We start from the raw sequence: 17868 nt of genomic DNA, 5'->3' as shown, positions 1-17868 counted from the left end.
GTCGTGCTTCGGCGACAGGGGAGAACGGGGTTCGGGATGACCATCGGGACTGCTGCGGAACAGACGGAACAGATAGCACAGATAGAACAGACGGAACAGACAGGACATGCGGAATGGGCCGGACAGCCGCTGGCGGGGCGGGACTTCGACGTCCCGGGATTCCGCCGACACGGTGAACTCGGCTACCGCGAAACGGGCAAGGCCCTGCGCAAACGGGTGCCGCGCGGTGCGCACGCGGCGTTCACCCCGGCCGCGGACCGGCCCGGTGTGCTCGACATGGTCGAACAGACCAACGTCGGGCGGCTCCCGGAGCTCATACCCCTGCGGATCGGCCGGATGGCCGCGACGCCGTTCGCCTTCCTGCGCGGCTCGGCGGCGCTGATGGCGGCGGACCTCGTGTCCGCGCCGACGACTGGGCTGACCACGCAGATCTGCGGCGACGCGCACGCGGCCAACTTCGGGATCTTCGGTACGGCCGAAGGCAACCTGGTGATGGACGTCAACGACTTCGACGAGACCGTCCCGGGGCCGTGGGAGTGGGACCTCAAGCGGCTGACCGCGTCGCTCATCGCGGCCGGCCGGGTCGGCGGCTCGTCCGAGGCCGAGTGCTACGACGCGGCGCACGACGCGGCGAGCTCGTACCGGCAGACCATGGCGTTCCTCGGCGGGATGCCGGTCATGGAGGCGTGGCACGCGATCGCGGACGAGTCGCTGGTATCGCACGCCGAGGCGTACGACCTGACCGGCGTGCTGAAGCAGGTCGCCAAGAAGGCCAGGCGGAACACCAGCGCGAAGGTGGCGGCCAGGTCCACGGTCATGACTGACGACGGCCGCCGGCGCTTCGTGCCCGAGCCGCCCGTACTGACATCGGTCGACGCCGTCACCGCGGCGGCGGTGGCCAACGGCCTGGCGGGCTATGTGGACTCACTGTCGGCCGAACGCCGTCCGCTGCTCTCCCGCTACGCGGTGCACGACGTGGCGTTCCGGATCGTGGGCACCGGGAGTGTGGGTCTGCGGGCGTACGTCGTGCTGCTTGAGGGGACCGGCGGGGAACCCCTGATCCTCCAGGTGAAGGAGGCCCGCCCGTCGGCGCTCGCGCCCTACCTCGGCCTGCCAGAGCACGGGCACGACGGGCGGCGGATCGTCCGCGGGCAGAAGTGGATGCAGGCAGTCGGCGACATCCTGCTCGGCTGGACCACGGTGCAGGGGCGGCACTTCACCGTCCGGCAGTTCCGCAACATGAAGGGCAGCATCGACGCGTCGCTGCTGCCGGCCTCCCAGTTGGACGACTACGCGCGGATGACCGGCGCGCTCCTCGCCCGCGCGCACGCGCACTCGGTGGACCCGGAGGTGCTGGCCGGTTACGGGGGCACGGGCGACAAGTTCGACCGGGCCTTCGCCGACTTCGCGGTGACCTACGCGAACCGGACCGAGGCCGACCACGAGGCGCTGCTCAAGGGCATCAAGTCCGGGCGGATCCCGGCGGAGACGGGGGTCTGACCGGGGTCCGCGCGGGGACTTCCGAAACGGGCACTTCGAAGCACGGGCCTTCAGATGTCGCGCCAGACGGAGCCGGCCAGGTCGCGGTAGTCACCTGGGTGCCGGTACGCACCCCGTGTTTCACCGCGGCCTCGCAGGTGCGCCGCATTGTGGTGGGGGCACCCGCGCGGAAGTCACCGGCGACGTCGGCGTTGCGGTCGAGGCCGTGCCGCATGTTCTGTTCCACTGCCCCGTGAAGCCACGTCCTGCGGGATTCGCCCGTTCCTCACGAACCCCTCAGGCCGTCGCCCTCACTACGCGACCGGACTCTGGCCGACGTGGTCTTCCCGTTGGCCGGAGGGAGACGTCTCCGGCCGACGGTACCCGCATACCGCTGTTGTTTATGTGGTTGGTCCCGGTGGTGCGGACGCTTCCTCAGGCCCCCGTCTGACGCGCGGCCTCCACTGCCTTCCGGGTGAACTCGACAAGGTACTGGCGCTGTGCGGCCTGGCCCTCCGGGGTCTCCCCGTCGGGGCCGATGAGCACCCGGGCGAGTTGCGGCATGGTCGAATGCCAGGCTGCTGCGCCCAGGAGCGTGAACAGAAGACGCGCGGCCTCGGTGCCGGGCTTGAGGCCGAGGTGTTCGGCGAACTCGGCGACCTTGGTCTGGTAGGCGGCGGCACGGCGGTCCTCGTCCGGTATGGGCTCGGTGCCGTAGTACAACCCCTCCCACAGGAGCAGGCGCAGCAGTTCCGGGCGTTCGCGGACGAAGTCGTACACCTGGCCGATGTATTCGGCCGGGTCTGCGTTCGGCGCGGTGACCGTTGCGGTCAGTTCCTGCAACGATTCGCCCAGTACGTGCTGGAAGAGCTGCTCCTTATTGCCGAAGTAGGCATAGATGCGCTCTTTGTTCACCCCCGCTCGCATGGCGATGCGGTCGACACGGGCGCCTGCGATTCCGTGCTCAGCGAATTCGGCGCGCGCTGCGTCGAGGAGTTTTGCTCTGGTTCGTGCGGTGTCCGGCGGCATGGCTGGTTTGATTCCCCCTCTAGCCAACTGCTTGATTGGTCCCTCTCGTCAGGACCGTCCCCGTTGGTCTGGACGGACCTGACCATGCCTGCCCTACCACATACGCTGGGTCGTGGTCCCGGTTCTCAATTGATCTTCTCGACACCTGAGACATGCTGTGGACGGGCAAGGTCGAATCGGATACTCCGGCAAACCAAACGGTGACGCAACGTCAGAATGCCTGATTGCCAAGGTTGTTGCAGGCTTTCCTGAAACGTTGGCTGACTCTTGGTCGAAATATACTGATATGTACGGCCTGGCAGAAGGCCGGAATGAGTACTGAACGGCGGATTGATCTCGATGCGCGATGAGCGCGATGCGCGTGACGGAAATGACACCGGCACCGGCGACAACACGGGTCACCGGACCGAAAGTGCCGGTGACAACGGTGACAACGGTGACAACGGTGACAACGGCGGCAGCGCTACCGGCGGTCTGGAACAGCAGGTCACCGAGGCCGAGACCGCGCTCCTGGACGCCGAGGTGGACTTCGCCACCCTCCAGGTGGAGTTGGACAACTTCGCACTGCTGCACCACCGGGTCCTCGGGCCGCTGTACGAGCGGCTCGACGAACTCGACGCGCTGGTCGCCGAAGCGGTGGCGGCCCGCACCGGCGACCCGGAGGACATCCGCCGGGCAGTGCAGATCCGCGCGCTGGTCGAGCCGATGCCCGACTTCGACGAGCTGATGGCGGCGGTCGGCGGGGCCGCCCCCGAGGCCGCGCCGCCATCGGAGGTGCGCCGGGTCCGGCCGGCCGAAGAGGCCAAGCGGATATACCGCGAACTCGCCCGCCGGTCCCACCCGGACCTGGTCCAGGACGAGACCGAGAAGCGCCGCCGCGACGCGTTCATCGCCCGGGTCAACGCTGCGTACGCGCGTGGTGACATCGAACAGCTCAAGGCGCTCGACGTGGAGTGGGCGGCCGGTCCCGACTGCACCCCCGAGGTCGGCACCCCCGACCGCGGGAGCTGGCTGCACAAGCGCCTGGACTGGCTCCTCGAGCGGCGGCGGCAGCTCGCCGACCTGCGGGAGACGCTGCTCAGCGGGCCGATGGGCCAACTGCTCGCACTGGCCCCCGACGACCCGGACAGACTGCTCAAGGAGCTCGCCGAGCAGCTGCTCGCACAGGTCGAGGAGCGGGAGAAACTGCTCGCCGACGTGCTGGCGGCGTGAGCGAGCCGGTGGAGTCTTGACCGGTTCAGTACAGACGCTGCTGCTTCTGTGAAACCCGCAGGGGGTGCCGTCCAGTGGTTACTGGGCGGCAACCCCCTGCGGGCGATTTTGTCAGTGACGTCTGCGACAAAACATCGGAAAGCAGCCGTACGGCGCGGCTGCTGTGCCGATAGCCGACAATGTGTGGTGTCCGAGTGAGCCGAAGACCGCGGCCCGCCGAACTGATGACGGAGAGACGATGAACATGTCGCCGACGCCCGCCGTGGACGCCGCCGCGCTGCTCCAGGACGTCTTCATCCTGGACGTCCGCGAAAACGACGAATGGACGGCCGGGCACGTCGCCGGGGCGCTGCACATCCCCATGAGCGGCTTCGTCGAGCGCATCGGCGAGGTGCCGCAGGACACCCAGGTGTTCGTGATGTGCCGGGTCGGCGGTCGCTCCGCGCAGGTCGCGCAGTACCTGAACCAGCAGGGCTGGGACGCGGTCAACATCGACGGCGGCATGATGCGCTGGGAGGCCGCGGGCCGCCCGATGGTCAGCGAGACCACTGAGCCGCCCGCAGTCGTCTGAGCCGGCCCCCCGCGGGCTATTTGACGGCCGGTACCGCCGGGCCGCCGCCGATCTGGTTGTTGTCGATCTGGTTGTTGTTGATGAACACGCCGCTCGCCTCGGCCGTCACCTGGCCGTTGAACCGGATCTCCCCGGTGACGAAGTTCTTCCGGCCCTCGCTGCGCACCCAGCGGCCGGTCAGCTCCAGTTCCACGCCGTACGGCGTCGCCCGCCGGTAGCGGATGTCGAGGCCCGCGGTGAGTCCGGGCCGCCCGGCCGCCGAACCGGCCACGCCGAGCAGCTGGTCGAGCACTGTGGCCACCAGGCCGCCGTGCACCCGCCCGGGCGGGCCGCCGTGCTGGGCGGTCAGCGTCACCCGGCCGCGCACCTCGTACGACCGCGGCTCCCCGCCGGGCCGTGGCGGTGCCGCCGCGTCGAAGAAGTCGAGCCGCATCGCCTGTGGGTTCAGCCGCCCGTTGGCGGCCTGGGTGAGGTGCTCGAAGCGGCCGTCCGCGTGCCGGACGAGGATCACCACCTCGTCCCGCTGAGCGGCCTTCAGCTCCTCGGTGATCGCCGCGATCCGCTCGGCCGCGTCGGCCCGGACGACCGACGGGACGTCGGTGAGAACCGCCGCCTCGACGAGGTCGCGGATCCGGTCGACCAGTTCCAGGGCTTCGGGGGCGATGCCGTCGGCGAGCGGCAGCGCTCCGCCGAGGCGCATCGCGAGATCCATCGCCGACGGGCCGCCCGAAGTCGGCTTGCTGGTGTCCTCCAGGGTCATGCGAACCTCCGCGCAGAGTGCGTCGACCGGTCTCCCGAGCTGAGATCCACGAAGGCGTTTCTCTGGAAGCCGATCCTTGACCCTGCTAACAATGCACCGGACGGGGCGTCAGATTGCTTACGGGGTGGGACAGATGGCTGAAACGATCGCTGAAATGGTGGCCGGGCAACACCACGACCACCGCACTGGCCTGCTGTTCGAGGACGCCCGGCTCACCCACCACGAACTGGCCCAAGGCGCCTGCGTACGGGCCGCGCTGCTGCGCGACCGGCTTCCGGCAGGGGCATTGCCGCACGTCGGCGTGCTGCTCGACAACGTGCCGGAATTCCCCCTGTGGCTCTCGGCGACCGCGCTCGCCGGGGCGACCCTCGTAGGCATCAACGCCACCCGGCGCGGCGCGGAACTGGCCCGTGACATCAAGCACACCGACTGCGCGCTGCTCGTCACAGAATCCGTGTACCTGCCCCTGCTCACCGGGCTCGACCTCGGAATTCCGGTTCTGGTCGTCGATGAACCTCCGTACAAAAGCCTTCTGAAGGAGTATCAGGGCGCGGGGCTGCCTGACCTGAGCGGTGTCACCCCGGCCACCCGGCAGCTCATCGTCTTCACCTCGGGCTCCACCGGTGCCCCCAAAGGGGTCATCTGTTCGCAGGGCCGCCTCGCCCGCTCCGGCACCGCGCTCAGCGACCGCTTCGGGTTCGGCCGGGACAGCGTCAACTACGTCTGCATGCCGATGTTCCACGGCAACGCGCTGATGGCCAACTGGGCCCCGGCACTGCGGGCGGGCGGCGCGGTCGCACTGCGGCGGCGGTTCTCCGCCTCCGGATTCCTGGACGACATAAGGAAGTTCGACGCCACGTACTTCACCTACGTGGGCCGCGCGATCTCGTACCTCCTGGCCACCCCCGAAGGCCAGGACGACACCGGCAACCCGCTGCGCAACGGCTTCGGCACCGAGGCCGGGGCCGTGGACCAGGCCCGGTTCGAGCAGCGCTTCGGCTGCGCGCTCACTGAGGGCTACGGAAGCTCCGAAGGCGGCGCGAGCGTCAACCGCACCGCGCAGACCCCCACCGCGGCCATCGGCCCTTGCCCGCCGGACTCAGCGGTGCTCAACCCCGGGACGGGCGCGGAATGCCCCCGCTCGGTCTTCGACGACCGGGGCCGTCTCGCCAACGGCGACCAGGCCATCGGCGAACTCGTCAACCGCGGACGCAACGGCTTCGAGGGTTACTGGCGCAACGAAGAGGCCACGGAAGAGCGCCGCCGTGCGGGGCAGTACTGGACCGGTGACCACTTCCACCGCGACGCCGACGGCTACCTCTACTTCGCGGCCCGCGCCGCCGACAAGCTCCGCGTCGACGGTGAGAACCTGGCCGTCGCCACGATCGAGGGCATCCTCGCCCGGCACACCCCGGTCGAAGCGGTCGTCGTGTACGCCGTACCCGACCCCGTCACCGGCGACCAGGTGATGGCCGCACTCCAACTGCGCCCCGGCGGAGAGTTCGACCCCGCCGGCTTCGGCCGGTTCCTAGCCGAGCAGGACGATCTCAGTACGAAGATGCCGCCGCGCTTCGTCCGGATCACCGGGCGGATCCCGACCACGGCGACCAACAAGGTCGACAAGACCGGGCTGCGCCGCGCCGGGTTCCGGACGGACGACCCCGTGTGGTGGCAGCCCGTACGGGACGCCCCGTACAAGACCTTCACGGCAGCCGACAGGGCCGCCCTGATCGCCGACTACACCGCGCACGGGCGCGGTGACGTCCTCGCCGTGTGACGGGCGCGATTCCCGACCCACCTGACCCGGGACAGCCAAAGCCGGTAGCGTGCGCAACCGGACAGGTCGACATGTGATCCCGGAACGGGAGGGGGAAGCGAATGCCGCCGCACGACACCGACGTGCAGACCGGGCCCGACCCGGCCAGCCCTGACCCCGCTGGTTCCGACGTTGCCGGTTCCGCCGCCGCAAACACTAAGCACACAGATCCTGAGCCGGAGGGCCTGCCGCCCTTCGAGGGAGTCCCAGCCGACGGGCAGCCCGCGCCCCCGGCCGGGTCTCCGCCGGTCGAACGCACCTACGCGGTGAAGGTCGCCTCCGCGCTCATCGCCGTGTTCCTGGTCGTCCTCACCGGCTACCACCTGAGCATGGTGTTCCTGCACGTCGCACCGACGAACACGGTCTCGAAGGAACATGCCGCGCAGGTCGACAGATGGATCTACCCGTACTTCGAACAGAACTGGAAACTGTTCGCGCCCAACCCGGTCCAGGAGAACACCCACATCGAAGTCCGCACCAGGACCCGCGACGCTGACGGCACCGTCGTCGAAGGCCCCTGGACCGACCTGAGCGCGGACGACATCGCGCAGATCCGGCACAACCCGTTCCCCAGCAAGGCCGACCAGAACTTGCTGCGCCGCGCCTGGGAGTACTACATCTCAGCGCACGGCGACGACGAACGCCGCACGGACAACCGCGGTGTGCTCGCCGAGGACTACCTGCGGCGGATCGCCGTGGGCCGGCTCAAGGACAGCGGCGGGGCCGACAGACTGACCGCCGTCCAGGTGCGCGCGGTCACCACGGCCATCGCAGCCCCGGACGCGACCACCGCACCGGAACCGTCGCACCGCGAACTGGGCTGGTGGGAGACGCAGACCGATGACTTCCGTTGAGCAACTGACGGTGGAGACCGCCCGCCCGCCCGCACCGGGCCGGCGCGCGCCCCTCGACGTCCGGATCCTGCGGGTCGTCGGCCAGGCCACCGACAAGCTGACCCAGACGCCGTACGGCCTCTACCAGGCGGCCCTGCTGCGCATCGGCTACAGCGCGGTGTTCCTGATCTCGCTCCTGCGCGAGTTCTTCAACCGCGGGGAACTGTGGGGACCTGACTCGCCGTGGAGCAATCCCATGGCCCGGCAACTGCTCAGCAACATCGGCGGGCACAGTCTGCTGCTGCTCAGCGACAACCGCTGGGTCTTCGAGTCCGTCTACCTCGCCGCGATCGCGGTGTCCGCACTGTTCATGCTCGGCTGGCACACCCGGGCGATGAGCGTGCTGTTCTGCCTGATGGTGGTGTCGTTCAACAGCCGGTCCATCCTGATGACCGACGGCGGCGACACCGTCCTGTCGCTGATGGCGATCTACCTGGTGTTCACCGGGTGCGGGCGGCGCTGGTCGCTGGACGCCCGACGGGCCCGGCACTCCCGCGGCACCGACCACCCCGAGCCGGGGATCATCGCCGCCCTCGTCGCGGTGGTCGCCGCGAACCTGTTCGTCGGGCTGTGGGCGCTGCTGGCCGCGCCGCTGGTGCTCCTGGGCCTCGTCCGGCCGCCGACCGAGGTGGAACAGGTGCGCAAGGCGCTGGTCAACGCCGTGCACAACTGCGCGCTGTTCGTGATGGCCGCCGAGATGTGCGTCGTCTACGCCTGCGCGAGCCTCTACAAGGTGCAGGGTTCGCGCTGGCAGGACGGTACGGCGATGCACTACGTGATGAACCTGGACTACTTCCAGCCCTGGCCGGCGCTCAGCCACCTGATCGACGGCAGTTCCACCATGGGCCTGGTGGTCAGCTACCTGACGGTTTTCCTCCAGGTCGGCTTCCCGTTCCTGGTGTTCGCCGTCCGGGCGAAGTACGTCGCGGTGGCGATACTGATCTGCATGCACGCGGGAATCGCCGTACTCCTGGGCCTTCCGGCGTTCTCCGCTTCGATGTCCATCGGCGACGCACTGTTCCTGCCGACGGTCTTCCTGCTGTTCGTCCGCAAGAACGGCGCGGCCTACGTGCGGGCCAGGTTCCGGCGGGAGCCTTCTACCCTTAAAGCATGATCGAGCAAGAGACGGCCGTACGGAATTGGCGGCAGGCCGCGCCGGAGACCGTACTCTTGGACGGCTTCCACGCGCTGAAGCACGCGCTGCGCTTCGGCGCCGAAGTCCCGGTCGCGCTCACCGCGGACAAGATCGGCACTCTGGCCCTGGCGGCAGAACTCGCCGACGACTTGTCCGCAGTACTCGACCGGACCCTTGTCGAGGTGCCCCTGGAGACCTTGCGCGGGCTGGTGGCGAAGGTCCACCCGACAAAGGTCGCGGCCCTGGCCGTCAGGCCGTCCGTACGGTCGAATCTTGAAGCTCTGGCCCGGTGCCCCAGGCAGTCGCCGATCGTGCTCCTGGACAACCCCCGCAACCTCGGCAACGTCGGCGCGGTGGTGCGGCTCGGGGCCGGGTTCGGCGTCACCGGGGTGGTCACCACCGGCGATCTGGACCCGTGGCATCCGAATGTCGTACGGGCCGGAGCAGGGCTGCATTTTGCCACCGCCGTCGAACGGCTTGAGTACGGGGATCTGCCGGTGGGGCCCGTCTACGCGCTGGACGCGGAGGGCGAGGACATCCGGTCGATCACCATCCCGGACGACGCGCTGCTCGCCTTCGGCTCCGAGCGGCACGGGCTCTCCACGGAGCTGCGCGGGCGGGCGACGAGGCTGGTGTCACTGCCGATGAGGCCGCAGGTGTCGAGCTACAACCTGGCGACGAGTGTGGGGATGACGCTGTTCCACTGGAGCACCCGGACCTGAAAATCCGCGTCGGGCCTGTACAGAAACCCCCTTAACGATCTCCGAAGGGGACTTCTGTACAGGCCCGACACGGGTGGTCTCTCAGCCCATGTCCTCCAGGCGCATGCCCTTCGTCTCGGTGATGAACTTCTTCACAAAGACGAACGACAGCGCGGCACAGACCGTGTAGATCACATACGAACCCGACAGGCTCCAGTCGGACAGTGACGGGAACGACGCGGTGATCGCCCAGTTGGCGAGCCAGTTCGCGGCGGTGGCGACACCGATCGCCGAGGCGCGGATGTGCGCGGGGAAGAACTCTCCGAGCAGCACCCACAGGACGACACCCCACGACAGGGCGAAGAAGAGCACAAACGAGTGCGCGGAGATGATCGCCACCACGTCCCAGGGGGAGTCGAGGGTCACCTTCTTGTCATCACCGCTGCCGGTGGTCGTCGCCTGGGCGAACGCGATGGCCGTCACACCGAGGGCGAGCGTCATACCGGCCGAGCCGATCAACGCCAGCGGCCGGCGGCCGATCTTGTCGATCAAGGTCATCGCGATGATCGTGCCGATGATGTTGATGATCGAGGTGGAGAGGCTGATCAGCAGCGAGTTGCTGGTGTCGATGCCCACCGACTGCCACAGCGAGTTCGAGTAGTAGAAGATCACGTTGATGCCGACGAACTGCTGGAACACGGCCATCCCGATGCCGATCCACACCACCGTCAGCAGACCGAAGGACGGACCCCGCAGATCGCTGAAGGACGGCTTCTTGTCGGAGGCCATCAGCGAACGGATCTCGGTGATCCGGGCGTCCGCGTCGATGCCGTCGCCCTCGACCTCGCGCAGCACCTTGGCGGCCTGCTCGTCACGGCCCGACTGGACCAGGAACCGCGGCGACTCGGGGATCATCATCGAGAACATGAAGTAGAAGAGCGCCGGGACCACACAGGCCATCAGCATCCACTGCCAGGCCTCCAGACCGCCGAGCTTCCCCCGCTCCGTGCCGCCGGCCGCCTCGTTGATACCCCAGTTGACCACCTGGGAGACGGCGATGCCGAGCACGATCGCCATCTGCTGGAAGGACGCGAGCCGACCGCGGTAGGCGGGCGGCGCGACTTCGGCGATGTAGGCCGGGCCGATCACCGAGGCGATGCCGATGGCGATACCGCCGATGAAGCGCCAGACCGCGAGGTCCCACAGGGCGAACGGCAGCGAGGAACCGATCGCGCTGGCCGCGAAGAGCACGGCGGAGATCTGCATCACCCGGATGCGGCCGATCCGGTCGGCCAGCCGGCCGGCCAGGGTCGCGCCGAGGGCACAGCCGATCAGCGCGATGGCGATCACCTGGCCGAGCGCGAGGCCACCGATGTCGAACTTCTCCCGGATCGCCGGCACCGCGCCGTTGATCACGGCGCTGTCGTAGCCGAACAGGAAACCGCCGATCGCTGCGGCGGCGGCGATGAAGACGACGTGGGCCAGGTGTTCGGGTGGGACGCTGGGCGCTTTGCCCGGAACTGCGGACGCGGGTCGTGTGTTGCTCACACTCACTCCTGATGGCTGACAGACAGACGGGGTAGGGTTGATGCTTTGCCCGAATTGCTAATTTTTATGGCATTTAGTTGATCCTATTGGTTGGCGTCTGCCCCGCGCCCGCTGGTGATACTCGTGTCGTGCACATGAGCTACGACGTGGTGGTCCTGGCCGGCGGCGGCGCACGCCGCCTCGGCGGCATCGACAAGCCCGGCCTGCGGGTCGGCGGCCGGTCGCTCCTGGAGAGCGCCGTCACGGCCGGTACGGGGGCGGGCCTGACCGTGGTCGCGGGGGAGCGCCGGCCGCTTCCGGCCGCGGTTCAAGACGTGACCTGGGTACGGGAGGACCCACCCGGCGGCGGCCCGGTGGCCGGGCTCGCCGCAGCGCTGCCACACGTGCGGGCGGAGGTTGTTGTCGTGCTCGCGGCCGACCTGCCGTTTGTCACCGCAGCCGTGGTCGAAGGCCTGGTGGCAGCGGTCGGCGATGCGGACGGTGCGCTTCTGGTCGACGCCGGAGGGCGTGAGCAGTACCTGCTGGCTGCATACCGTACAAACGTCCTTAGACAGCGGACCGCCGACCTCGGTGAACCCCACGGAAAACCCCTGCGCCGGGTCGTCGCAGGACTCCGGATCGTCCGCGTACCGGACTGGACCGGTGCCGCGTTCGACTGCGACACCTGGGGCGATGTACAAAAAGCGCAAACCACACTCGGAGAGGACACCCACCGTGCAGGAGATCAACGGGCTTGAAGAGTGGCTCGGCACCGTCAAGGCCGCGCTCGGCGTCGAGCTCGACATCGACGTCAAAGGACTGCTCGACATGACCCGGACGGCCGCACACAACGTCCAGCGCCCGGCCGCACCGCTGACGGCATTCCTGGTCGGGTACGCGGCGGCGATGAACGGCGGCGGAGAGCAGGCGGTGGCCCAGGCACTGGCAAAGGCCGTCGAACTGGCTGACGGAGAAGCAGAGCTGCGCCGCAGCGGGCGCGGTCCGGAGTGAACCAGGACATGGACTGGGACCAGGCGCGGGCTGTCGCCCGCGCCGCTGCCCGGCCGCTGCCCGCCGTCGTCCGCGCGCTGCACCACGCAGTCGGCCACACCCTGGCCCGGCCGCTGCCCGCGCTCATCGACCTGCCGTCCTTCGACACCTCCGCGATGGACGGCTGGGCCGTGGCCGGGCCAGGACCGTGGCGGATACACGGCCGGGTGCTCGCCGGGGACTCCCCCGACGACCTGCCCGACGGGCGGGCGACGGAGATCGCCACCGGCGCCCGGCTGCCGCACGGGGCCACCGGAGTGCTGCGCAGTGAACACGGCAAGGTCGACGCGCGACTGCTGTTCGCCACCCACGGGGAGCTGCAGCCGGGGACCGATATCCGCTGGCGCGGCAAGGAGTGCCGGACCGGCGACGAACTGCTGCCCGCCGGCACCCGGCTGACCCCGGCCGCCATCGGGCTCGCCGCCGCCGCCGGATACGACGAACTGACCGTGGTGGACCGGCCGCGGGTCGAGCTCCTGGTCCTCGGTGACGAACTCCTGGACGCAGGCCGGCCGGGGGGCGGCCGGATCAGGGACGCCCTCGGGCCCCTGCTGACCCCGTGGCTGCGGGCGGAGGGCGTGGACCTGCTGCGGGTCCGCCGGGTCGGCGACACCCTCGACGAATTGCGCCGCACGGTCGAGGCCTCCCGCGCGGATGTCCTGATCACCACCGGCGGCACGGCCGGCGGCCCGGTGGACCACGTGCACGGGCTCCTGCGCGAACTGCGGGCCGACCTGCTGGTCGACGGAGTCGCCGTACGGCCTGGTCACCCGATGGTCCTGGCGACGGTGCCGGGTGGTCAGCCTGGCGGCCCGCCGACCCCGGGAAGATTCGTGGTCGGCCTGCCGGGGAACCCGCTCGCCGCGGTGGCCGGGATGGTCACGCTCGGGCTGCCGTTGCTGCGCCGCCTTGCCGCACGATCTGACCCGAAGCCACGCCGGATCCAATTTGGTGATGATATTTCAGGACATATACAGGACACTCGTCTCGTGCCCGTACTCGCTGATCAGCTCCTCCCGTTCACCGGACCCGCGATGCTGCGCGGCCTGGCGCTGGCCGACGGCCTGGCCGTCGTCCCGCCCGGCGGCCTGCGGGCGGGGGAGCACGCCCAGGTCCTTGAGGTGCCCCGGTGAAGGCCGGACGTACGGCCGGGGGAGTGCTGCGATGAGCACCGTGCGCACTGTCGGAGACAAGGTGCCCCGATGAGGACCGGACGCACGGCCGAGGACGACGGCCCGCAGCGCCGCGGACCCACCGGCACGGTGGCCCGCCCGATGGTCACCCGTCCGTCGCTGCCGTACGGCAAACGCGACCGCTCAAGCGCCGCCGGGCAGTCCGGGGCGTCCGTCAACTTCCCCCACGAACGCCCGGGACCGCTGAAGCAGGTGCTGCGCCGGCTGGCGATGGCCCTGTTCGTCCTGTTCCTGACGATCATGGTGGTGTACGTCGACCGGGACCACTACAGCGACGCGTACGACAAGCACGTGTCGTTCCTGGACTCGGTGTACTACGCCACCGTCACCCTCTCGACCACCGGCTACGGCGACATCGCCCCGACCGGCGACGGCGCCCGCCTGGTGAACGTGCTGGTCGTGACGCCACTGCGGGTGGTCTTCCTGATCATCCTGGTCGGTACCACCCTCGAAGTCCTCACCGAACGCACCCGGGAGGACTGGCGGCTCTCCCGTTGGAGGAAGACCTTGCGCGATCACACCGTCGTTGTCGGATACGGCACCACCGGCTACAGCGCCGTACACACGCTGCTTGCCCAGGGCGTGCCGAAGGACAAGATCGTCATTGTCGACGGTGAGCCCGACACGGCGGCTCAGGCCAACGCGGACGGCCTGGTCGTGATCACCGGCGACGCCACCAGGGCCGAAGTGCTGCGTCGCGCCGAGCTGGAACGCGCGAAGAACATCATCGTGGCGGTCAACAAGGATGCTACGGCCGCGCTGGTCACCTTGACCGCGCGTCAGGTCAACCGCAAGGCCTGGACGGTGGTGGCGGTCCGTGAGGACGAGAACGCTCCGCTGATCCGGCAGTCGGGGGCCGACTCGGTCATCACCACGGCGAGCGCCGCCGGGCGGCTGCTCGGGGTGTCGCTGCTCAGCCCGAACGTGGGCGAGGTCGTCGAGGACCTCCTGCACTACGGCAAAGGCATGGACCTGGTCGAGCGGCCGGTGGACAAGCGCGATGTCGGCAAGCCGGTCACCGGGGTCAAGGATCTGGTGGTGGCGGTCGTCCGGGGGCACCGGATGCTCAGGCACGACTCGTCGGAGTGCGGGATGCTGCAGGCGGGGGACCGTCTTGTCGTGATCAAGACGATGTCCGAGCCGGATGTGGACACGGGCGCGTAGGAGGCCGCTGGAGATCTACCGCCGGGCCCGCGCTGACGCGCGGACTTAGTGTGGGTTGCATGTATGCCATCACGTTCACCGAACCCGGCGGTCCCGACAACCTGACATGGGCCGAAGTCCCCGACGAGCGGCCGGAAGCCGGTGAGGTGCTGGTCGAGGTGGTCGCCACCGCCGTCAACCGGGCCGACCTGATGCAGCGGCAGGGCTTCTACCCGTCGCCGCCGGGGGTCGCCCCGTACCTCGGTCTGGAGTGCAGCGGCCGGATCGCGGCGCTCGGCGACGGCGTGACCGGCTGGGCGGTGGGCGACGAAGTGTGCGCGCTCCTGGCCGGTGGCGGCTACGCGCAGTTCGTCCGGGTGCCGACCGGGCAGCTGCTGCCCGTGCCCGAGGGCGTGGACCTGGTGACGGCGGCCGGGCTGCCCGAAGTGGCCTGCACGGTGTGGTCCAACGTGTTCATGGTCGCGCACCTGGGTGAGAACGAGACTTTCCTCGTGCACGGCGGGGCGAGCGGCATCGGCACCATGGCCATCCAACTGGCCCGCGCGGCCGGGGCCAGGGTGTTCACCACGGCGGGCTCCCCGGCGAAGCTGGAGCGCTGCCGCGAACTGGGCGCCGAACTCGCGGTCAACTACCGGGACGACGACTTCGTCGCCCGGGTCAAGGAGGCGACCGGCGGGACTGGTGTGGACGTCATCCTCGACAACATGGGTGGGAAGTACCTCGACCGCAACGTGGACGCGTTGGCCGTCAACGGCCGCCTGGTCGTCATCGGCCTGCAGGGTGGCCGCAAGGGCGAGCTCGACCTGAACAAGCTGCTGACCAAGCGGGCCGCGGTCGCGGCGACGTCGCTGCGTGGGCGTCCGCTGGGGGAGAAGGCCTCGATCGTGGCCGCAGTGCGCGAGCACGTGTGGCCGCTGGTGGCCGACGGCCGGATCAAGCCGGTGGTGGACAGGGTGCTGCCCGTCGCGGAGGCAGCGGAGGCGCACCGGGTCGTCGAGGCGGGGGAGCACGTCGGCAAGGTGCTGCTGTCGGTGTCCTGAGGTCACGGGCGTGACGGCGCGGGCGTGACGGCGCGGGCGTGACGGCGCGGGCGTGACGGCGCGGGCGTGACGGCCTGTCGGCCTGGAATCCGGCGGTTTTGCGGCCTGCCGGCGTCAGGTCGCGGGGCTGGGCTTTCCAGGCCCGAGCGCTGTGGCATTCGGATGATCTAAAGATTGTGACGAATGTCAGGCTTTGACCGATATGATCCGTCGCTTAGTGTCCGTCGTGGAAGAACGGTGACCACCCGCGGCGGCCCGCTCCATGCACGGGGTGCGTGTCCGCCGCGGGTGGCTGGCGATGGGGAGGGGGTGAGCCCTGATGTGCTTTTCCGGGTTGGCCCTCGCCCTGCTGCCGGGGCTGTGCATGACGCCGTCCTCCGCCAGTCCGCCAATCCCGACTGGGACGGACAGGCCTGTCGTGGCCGCCCGGTCGACGGCGCAGGTTCCCTTCCTGCCGTCCACGCCTTCAATGCCGTACGGGATTTCAGCCGTCGCGGCCCCGCGACCGCACACGCCGCAGAAACCTTCCCAGCAGCCGGGCCGGCCGCAGAAACCACAGCAGTCTCAGCAGCAGCCGCACGTCCGTCCGGTGGTGCCCGCGGCTGAGCCCGCCGCGTTGCCCCCGCCGCCTGCCGCGGTCGAGCAGCCCGCTGCGCCATCTGCTGTGCCGCCCGCCACCCCGCGCGAGCCCGCGTTGCCGCAACCTCATCCACAGCCAGTCCAGGCCCCGCCGACGCAGCCCGGCCCGGCCCGGCCCCGTCTGCTGCGGCAGCCCGACGGTGTGCGCCTGTCGCCGCCGCAAGGCCGTACGCCGTCGTCATTCCGCGCGGAGCGCGGTCTTCGCTCCGACCGCACGGCCGCCACCGACTCCGACAATCCCTCCCAGGCGTCCTGGAACCTGCTTCTGGAACGGCTGTCGCGCTACGGCGCGCAGCCGGTCACCGACGAATCCGGGCAGGCCGTCCTGACCGTCGACCGGGAACTCGTACTGCGGGGGAACCGGGAAGCACTGGACGCCATCGCCTCCTGGGGCGCGGAAGTCCTCCCCGGCGGTCGGCCCGGGGTGTTCGTCATTCGGTCCGGTGGTCGGATCTCGGCGTGGTACCTCCTCGAAGAAGAGCAGTCGTCAGTGGTCGGACCACAGCTGCTGGCCGTCACCGGACCTGCGGATCTCCCCCTTGGACTGTCCGCCGGTGCCGGTTTGGTCGGTGTCGGCGGACTGCTCGTCCGGCTCGCGCGCCGACGATGTGATCAGGCCAACCTTTTCGTCAGTGCTCACAAGTAAGCCGCCGTCAGCGCGGCCGCGTACCGTATTCAGGTCAACCTGTTCCGTCATTCTGGTTCGTGCCAGAGTCCGTACCACGTGTGCGGTCTGGTGCATCGGGCGTGGACTGGGCACCCTCGACGGGTGCGGCAGATTTGACGCCGCGATATCTTCCCGCGCAACAGTGGGGATTGCCGCAGACCCGGCGAAGGGAGGGTGCGATGTGGGGCGTCCGCAAGATGATGCGGCGCATACCGCTCGGCCCGCCGTTGATCGCCCTGGCCATCATCGTCATGTTGTGCCTGCTCAACGGGTCCGGCGGGGACACCACTGGTGCCGGACGCCAGGACGCCGCGTCCCCGTGGGCGAAGGACCTCCCCCTGCCCGCTGATGAACGGCTGCCCAGGAAGTCCCCGTCGCTCACCACACCCGCGCCCGGACCATCCCCCGCAGTGGGGGCGTTGGCCCCGGGGACGGTTGTGCCACACCCGCCCACAAGCACCGAGACCGTGCTGAGGACCGTCACCGCGACACCGCGAACGACCCCCCAGACGACCTTGCCGGCTAGGCCGACGCTGCCTTTTGCCGACCCGGGCTTCCCGATTCCGATCGCCACTCCGGATGCCGTCGAGAATCCCGTGAGCCCGCTGCCTGAGCCGCGGATGCGGGTCACCCGGGTCGTCGTCAGCAGTGACCGCGGCAAAGGCGCGCTGGTGCGCTGCGACGGCCGGGACGAAATCATCCTGGCCGCCACGGTCATGTTCGACGGCGGTGTGGGCGACATCGTCTTCCAGTGGGTCTTCGACGGCCAGCGGGCCTGGCCGGTGGACATGCTGCCGGTCCTCGGGAGCGGGCCGCGGCAGTTGACCATGGCGATCCCCTGGCCGGTCGGGGTCAGGACGAGTGGCACGCGGGTCAGGGGCACGGTGCAGATGCGCATCATGCAGCCGTCGGCCACGGCACAGACGAAGCCGTTCACCGTCGACGTGAAGTGTGCCTGAGGCTTCCCAGACGTCGATGGACTTCGGCGGACT

17 protein-coding genes and 1 pseudogene are annotated in these 17868 nt (G+C 69.5%); 14 read left to right on the top strand and 4 right to left on the bottom strand.

What is annotated here, in order from left to right:
• Positions 1–36 precede the first annotated feature (36 nt).
• A complete protein-coding gene (locus tag AC0Z36_RS15305) occupies positions 37–1500 on the top strand; it encodes a DUF2252 domain-containing protein (protein WP_485463419.1) in 1464 nt (487 codons plus the stop codon).
• On the opposite strand, the pseudogene AC0Z36_RS15300 reads toward AC0Z36_RS15305, so the two are convergent.
• Both AC0Z36_RS15300 and AC0Z36_RS15295 read right to left on the bottom strand, forming a co-directional pair.
• Positions 1463–1747 (bottom strand): annotated as a pseudogene (locus tag AC0Z36_RS15300) (LamB/YcsF family protein); the annotation flags it as partial. The gene AC0Z36_RS15305 and the pseudogene AC0Z36_RS15300 sit on opposite strands and share 38 nt — an antisense overlap.
• 167 nt (positions 1748–1914) lie before the next feature.
• Complete coding sequence (locus tag AC0Z36_RS15295; RefSeq protein WP_485463418.1) at positions 1915–2508, bottom strand: TetR/AcrR family transcriptional regulator; 594 nt, start codon at positions 2506–2508, stop codon at positions 1915–1917.
• A 339-nt stretch (positions 2509–2847) separates the two neighbouring features.
• Here AC0Z36_RS15295 and AC0Z36_RS15290 point away from each other — a divergent pair, with 339 nt between their 5' ends.
• Positions 2848–3720 carry a J domain-containing protein gene (locus tag AC0Z36_RS15290; RefSeq protein ID WP_485463417.1) on the top strand — a complete coding sequence of 291 codons (873 nt, stop codon included), beginning with the start codon at positions 2848–2850 and terminating at the stop codon, positions 3718–3720.
• A 238-nt stretch (positions 3721–3958) separates the two neighbouring features.
• Entirely contained in the window at positions 3959–4291 is a 333-nt protein-coding gene (locus tag AC0Z36_RS15285; protein WP_485463416.1) for a rhodanese-like domain-containing protein, read from the top strand.
• Between the two features lie 16 nt (positions 4292–4307).
• Here AC0Z36_RS15285 and AC0Z36_RS15280 read toward each other — a convergent pair whose 3' ends face one another.
• Positions 4308–5051, bottom strand: coding sequence for a PaaI family thioesterase (locus tag AC0Z36_RS15280; RefSeq protein WP_485463415.1), 744 nt, complete (start codon positions 5049–5051; stop codon positions 4308–4310).
• Between the two features lie 133 nt (positions 5052–5184).
• Between AC0Z36_RS15280 and AC0Z36_RS15275 the strand changes: the two genes are divergently transcribed.
• The 4 genes from AC0Z36_RS15275 (at position 5185) to AC0Z36_RS15260 (ending at position 9617) form a co-directional block, all read left to right on the top strand.
• Positions 5185–6828: an AMP-binding protein gene (locus tag AC0Z36_RS15275; RefSeq protein ID WP_485463414.1), complete on the top strand. Its 1644-nt coding sequence runs from the start codon at positions 5185–5187 to the stop codon at positions 6826–6828.
• A 101-nt stretch (positions 6829–6929) separates the two neighbouring features.
• Positions 6930–7721, top strand: coding sequence for a DUF5819 family protein (locus AC0Z36_RS15270; RefSeq protein ID WP_485463413.1), 792 nt, complete (start codon positions 6930–6932; stop codon positions 7719–7721).
• Positions 7708–8874, top strand: coding sequence for an HTTM domain-containing protein (locus AC0Z36_RS15265; RefSeq protein ID WP_485463412.1), 1167 nt, complete (start codon positions 7708–7710; stop codon positions 8872–8874). Before AC0Z36_RS15270 ends, AC0Z36_RS15265 begins: the two co-directional genes overlap by 14 nt.
• Positions 8871–9617 carry a TrmH family RNA methyltransferase gene (locus AC0Z36_RS15260; protein ID WP_485463411.1) on the top strand — a complete coding sequence of 249 codons (747 nt, stop codon included), beginning with the start codon at positions 8871–8873 and terminating at the stop codon, positions 9615–9617. The genes AC0Z36_RS15265 and AC0Z36_RS15260 overlap by 4 nt, the downstream gene beginning before the upstream one ends.
• 81 nt (positions 9618–9698) lie before the next feature.
• Here AC0Z36_RS15260 and AC0Z36_RS15255 read toward each other — a convergent pair whose 3' ends face one another.
• A complete protein-coding gene (locus AC0Z36_RS15255) occupies positions 9699–11144 on the bottom strand; it encodes a sugar porter family MFS transporter (RefSeq protein WP_485463410.1) in 1446 nt (481 codons plus the stop codon).
• 134 nt (positions 11145–11278) lie between these two features.
• Between AC0Z36_RS15255 and mobA the strand changes: the two genes are divergently transcribed.
• The 7 genes from mobA (at position 11279) to AC0Z36_RS15220 (ending at position 17835) form a co-directional block, all read left to right on the top strand.
• Positions 11279–11881: a molybdenum cofactor guanylyltransferase gene (mobA, locus tag AC0Z36_RS15250; protein ID WP_485463409.1), complete on the top strand. Its 603-nt coding sequence runs from the start codon at positions 11279–11281 to the stop codon at positions 11879–11881.
• Positions 11859–12134 (top strand): DUF6457 domain-containing protein, encoded by a 276-nt coding sequence (locus AC0Z36_RS15245; protein WP_485463408.1) that lies wholly within the window; start codon positions 11859–11861, stop codon positions 12132–12134. Before mobA ends, AC0Z36_RS15245 begins: the two co-directional genes overlap by 23 nt.
• Positions 12135–12142: 8 nt before the next feature.
• Positions 12143–13306 carry a molybdopterin molybdotransferase MoeA gene (locus AC0Z36_RS15240; RefSeq protein WP_485463407.1) on the top strand — a complete coding sequence of 388 codons (1164 nt, stop codon included), beginning with the start codon at positions 12143–12145 and terminating at the stop codon, positions 13304–13306.
• 69 nt (positions 13307–13375) lie between these two features.
• The gene (locus tag AC0Z36_RS15235) at positions 13376–14530 is read left to right on the top strand and encodes a potassium channel family protein (RefSeq protein WP_485463406.1); all 1155 of its coding nucleotides are present in this window, start codon (positions 13376–13378) and stop codon (positions 14528–14530) included.
• A gap of 59 nt (positions 14531–14589) precedes the next feature.
• On the top strand, positions 14590–15570 hold the full coding sequence (locus tag AC0Z36_RS15230; protein WP_485463405.1) for an NAD(P)H-quinone oxidoreductase: 981 nt from the start codon (positions 14590–14592) through the stop codon (positions 15568–15570).
• Positions 15571–16234: 664 nt separating this feature from the next.
• Positions 16235–16855 (top strand): hypothetical protein, encoded by a 621-nt coding sequence (locus AC0Z36_RS15225; protein ID WP_485463404.1) that lies wholly within the window; start codon positions 16235–16237, stop codon positions 16853–16855.
• Between the two features lie 200 nt (positions 16856–17055).
• The gene (locus tag AC0Z36_RS15220) at positions 17056–17835 is read left to right on the top strand and encodes a hypothetical protein (protein WP_485463403.1); all 780 of its coding nucleotides are present in this window, start codon (positions 17056–17058) and stop codon (positions 17833–17835) included.
• Positions 17836–17868: the final 33 nt, after the last annotated feature.

Source organism: Kitasatospora sp. UYEF31 (assembly GCF_057291755.1).
The sequence above is the reverse complement of the archived record's forward strand: the minus strand, read 5'-3'. Positions and strand labels throughout refer to the sequence as shown.

Bases quoted from the DNA above. Each gene is read 5' to 3' on its own strand.
- AC0Z36_RS15230 (WP_485463405.1), top strand. From the start codon at position 14,590: ATGTATGCCATCACGTTCACCGAACCCGGCGGTCCCGACAACCTGACA.
- AC0Z36_RS15295 (WP_485463418.1), bottom strand. From the start codon at position 2,508: ATGCCGCCGGACACCGCACGAACCAGAGCAAAACTCCTCGACGCAGCG.
- AC0Z36_RS15220 (WP_485463403.1), top strand. From the start codon at position 17,056: ATGTGGGGCGTCCGCAAGATGATGCGGCGCATACCGCTCGGCCCGCCG.
- AC0Z36_RS15280 (WP_485463415.1), bottom strand. From the start codon at position 5,051: ATGACCCTGGAGGACACCAGCAAGCCGACTTCGGGCGGCCCGTCGGCG.
- AC0Z36_RS15265 (WP_485463412.1), top strand. From the start codon at position 7,708: ATGACTTCCGTTGAGCAACTGACGGTGGAGACCGCCCGCCCGCCCGCA.
- AC0Z36_RS15240 (WP_485463407.1), top strand. From the start codon at position 12,143: ATGGACTGGGACCAGGCGCGGGCTGTCGCCCGCGCCGCTGCCCGGCCG.
- AC0Z36_RS15260 (WP_485463411.1), top strand. From the start codon at position 8,871: ATGATCGAGCAAGAGACGGCCGTACGGAATTGGCGGCAGGCCGCGCCG.
- AC0Z36_RS15275 (WP_485463414.1), top strand. From the start codon at position 5,185: ATGGCTGAAACGATCGCTGAAATGGTGGCCGGGCAACACCACGACCAC.
- AC0Z36_RS15270 (WP_485463413.1), top strand. From the start codon at position 6,930: ATGCCGCCGCACGACACCGACGTGCAGACCGGGCCCGACCCGGCCAGC.
- AC0Z36_RS15290 (WP_485463417.1), top strand. From the start codon at position 2,848: ATGCGCGATGAGCGCGATGCGCGTGACGGAAATGACACCGGCACCGGC.
- AC0Z36_RS15305 (WP_485463419.1), top strand. From the start codon at position 37: ATGACCATCGGGACTGCTGCGGAACAGACGGAACAGATAGCACAGATA.
- mobA (WP_485463409.1), top strand. From the start codon at position 11,279: ATGAGCTACGACGTGGTGGTCCTGGCCGGCGGCGGCGCACGCCGCCTC.
- AC0Z36_RS15285 (WP_485463416.1), top strand. From the start codon at position 3,959: ATGAACATGTCGCCGACGCCCGCCGTGGACGCCGCCGCGCTGCTCCAG.
- AC0Z36_RS15235 (WP_485463406.1), top strand. From the start codon at position 13,376: ATGAGGACCGGACGCACGGCCGAGGACGACGGCCCGCAGCGCCGCGGA.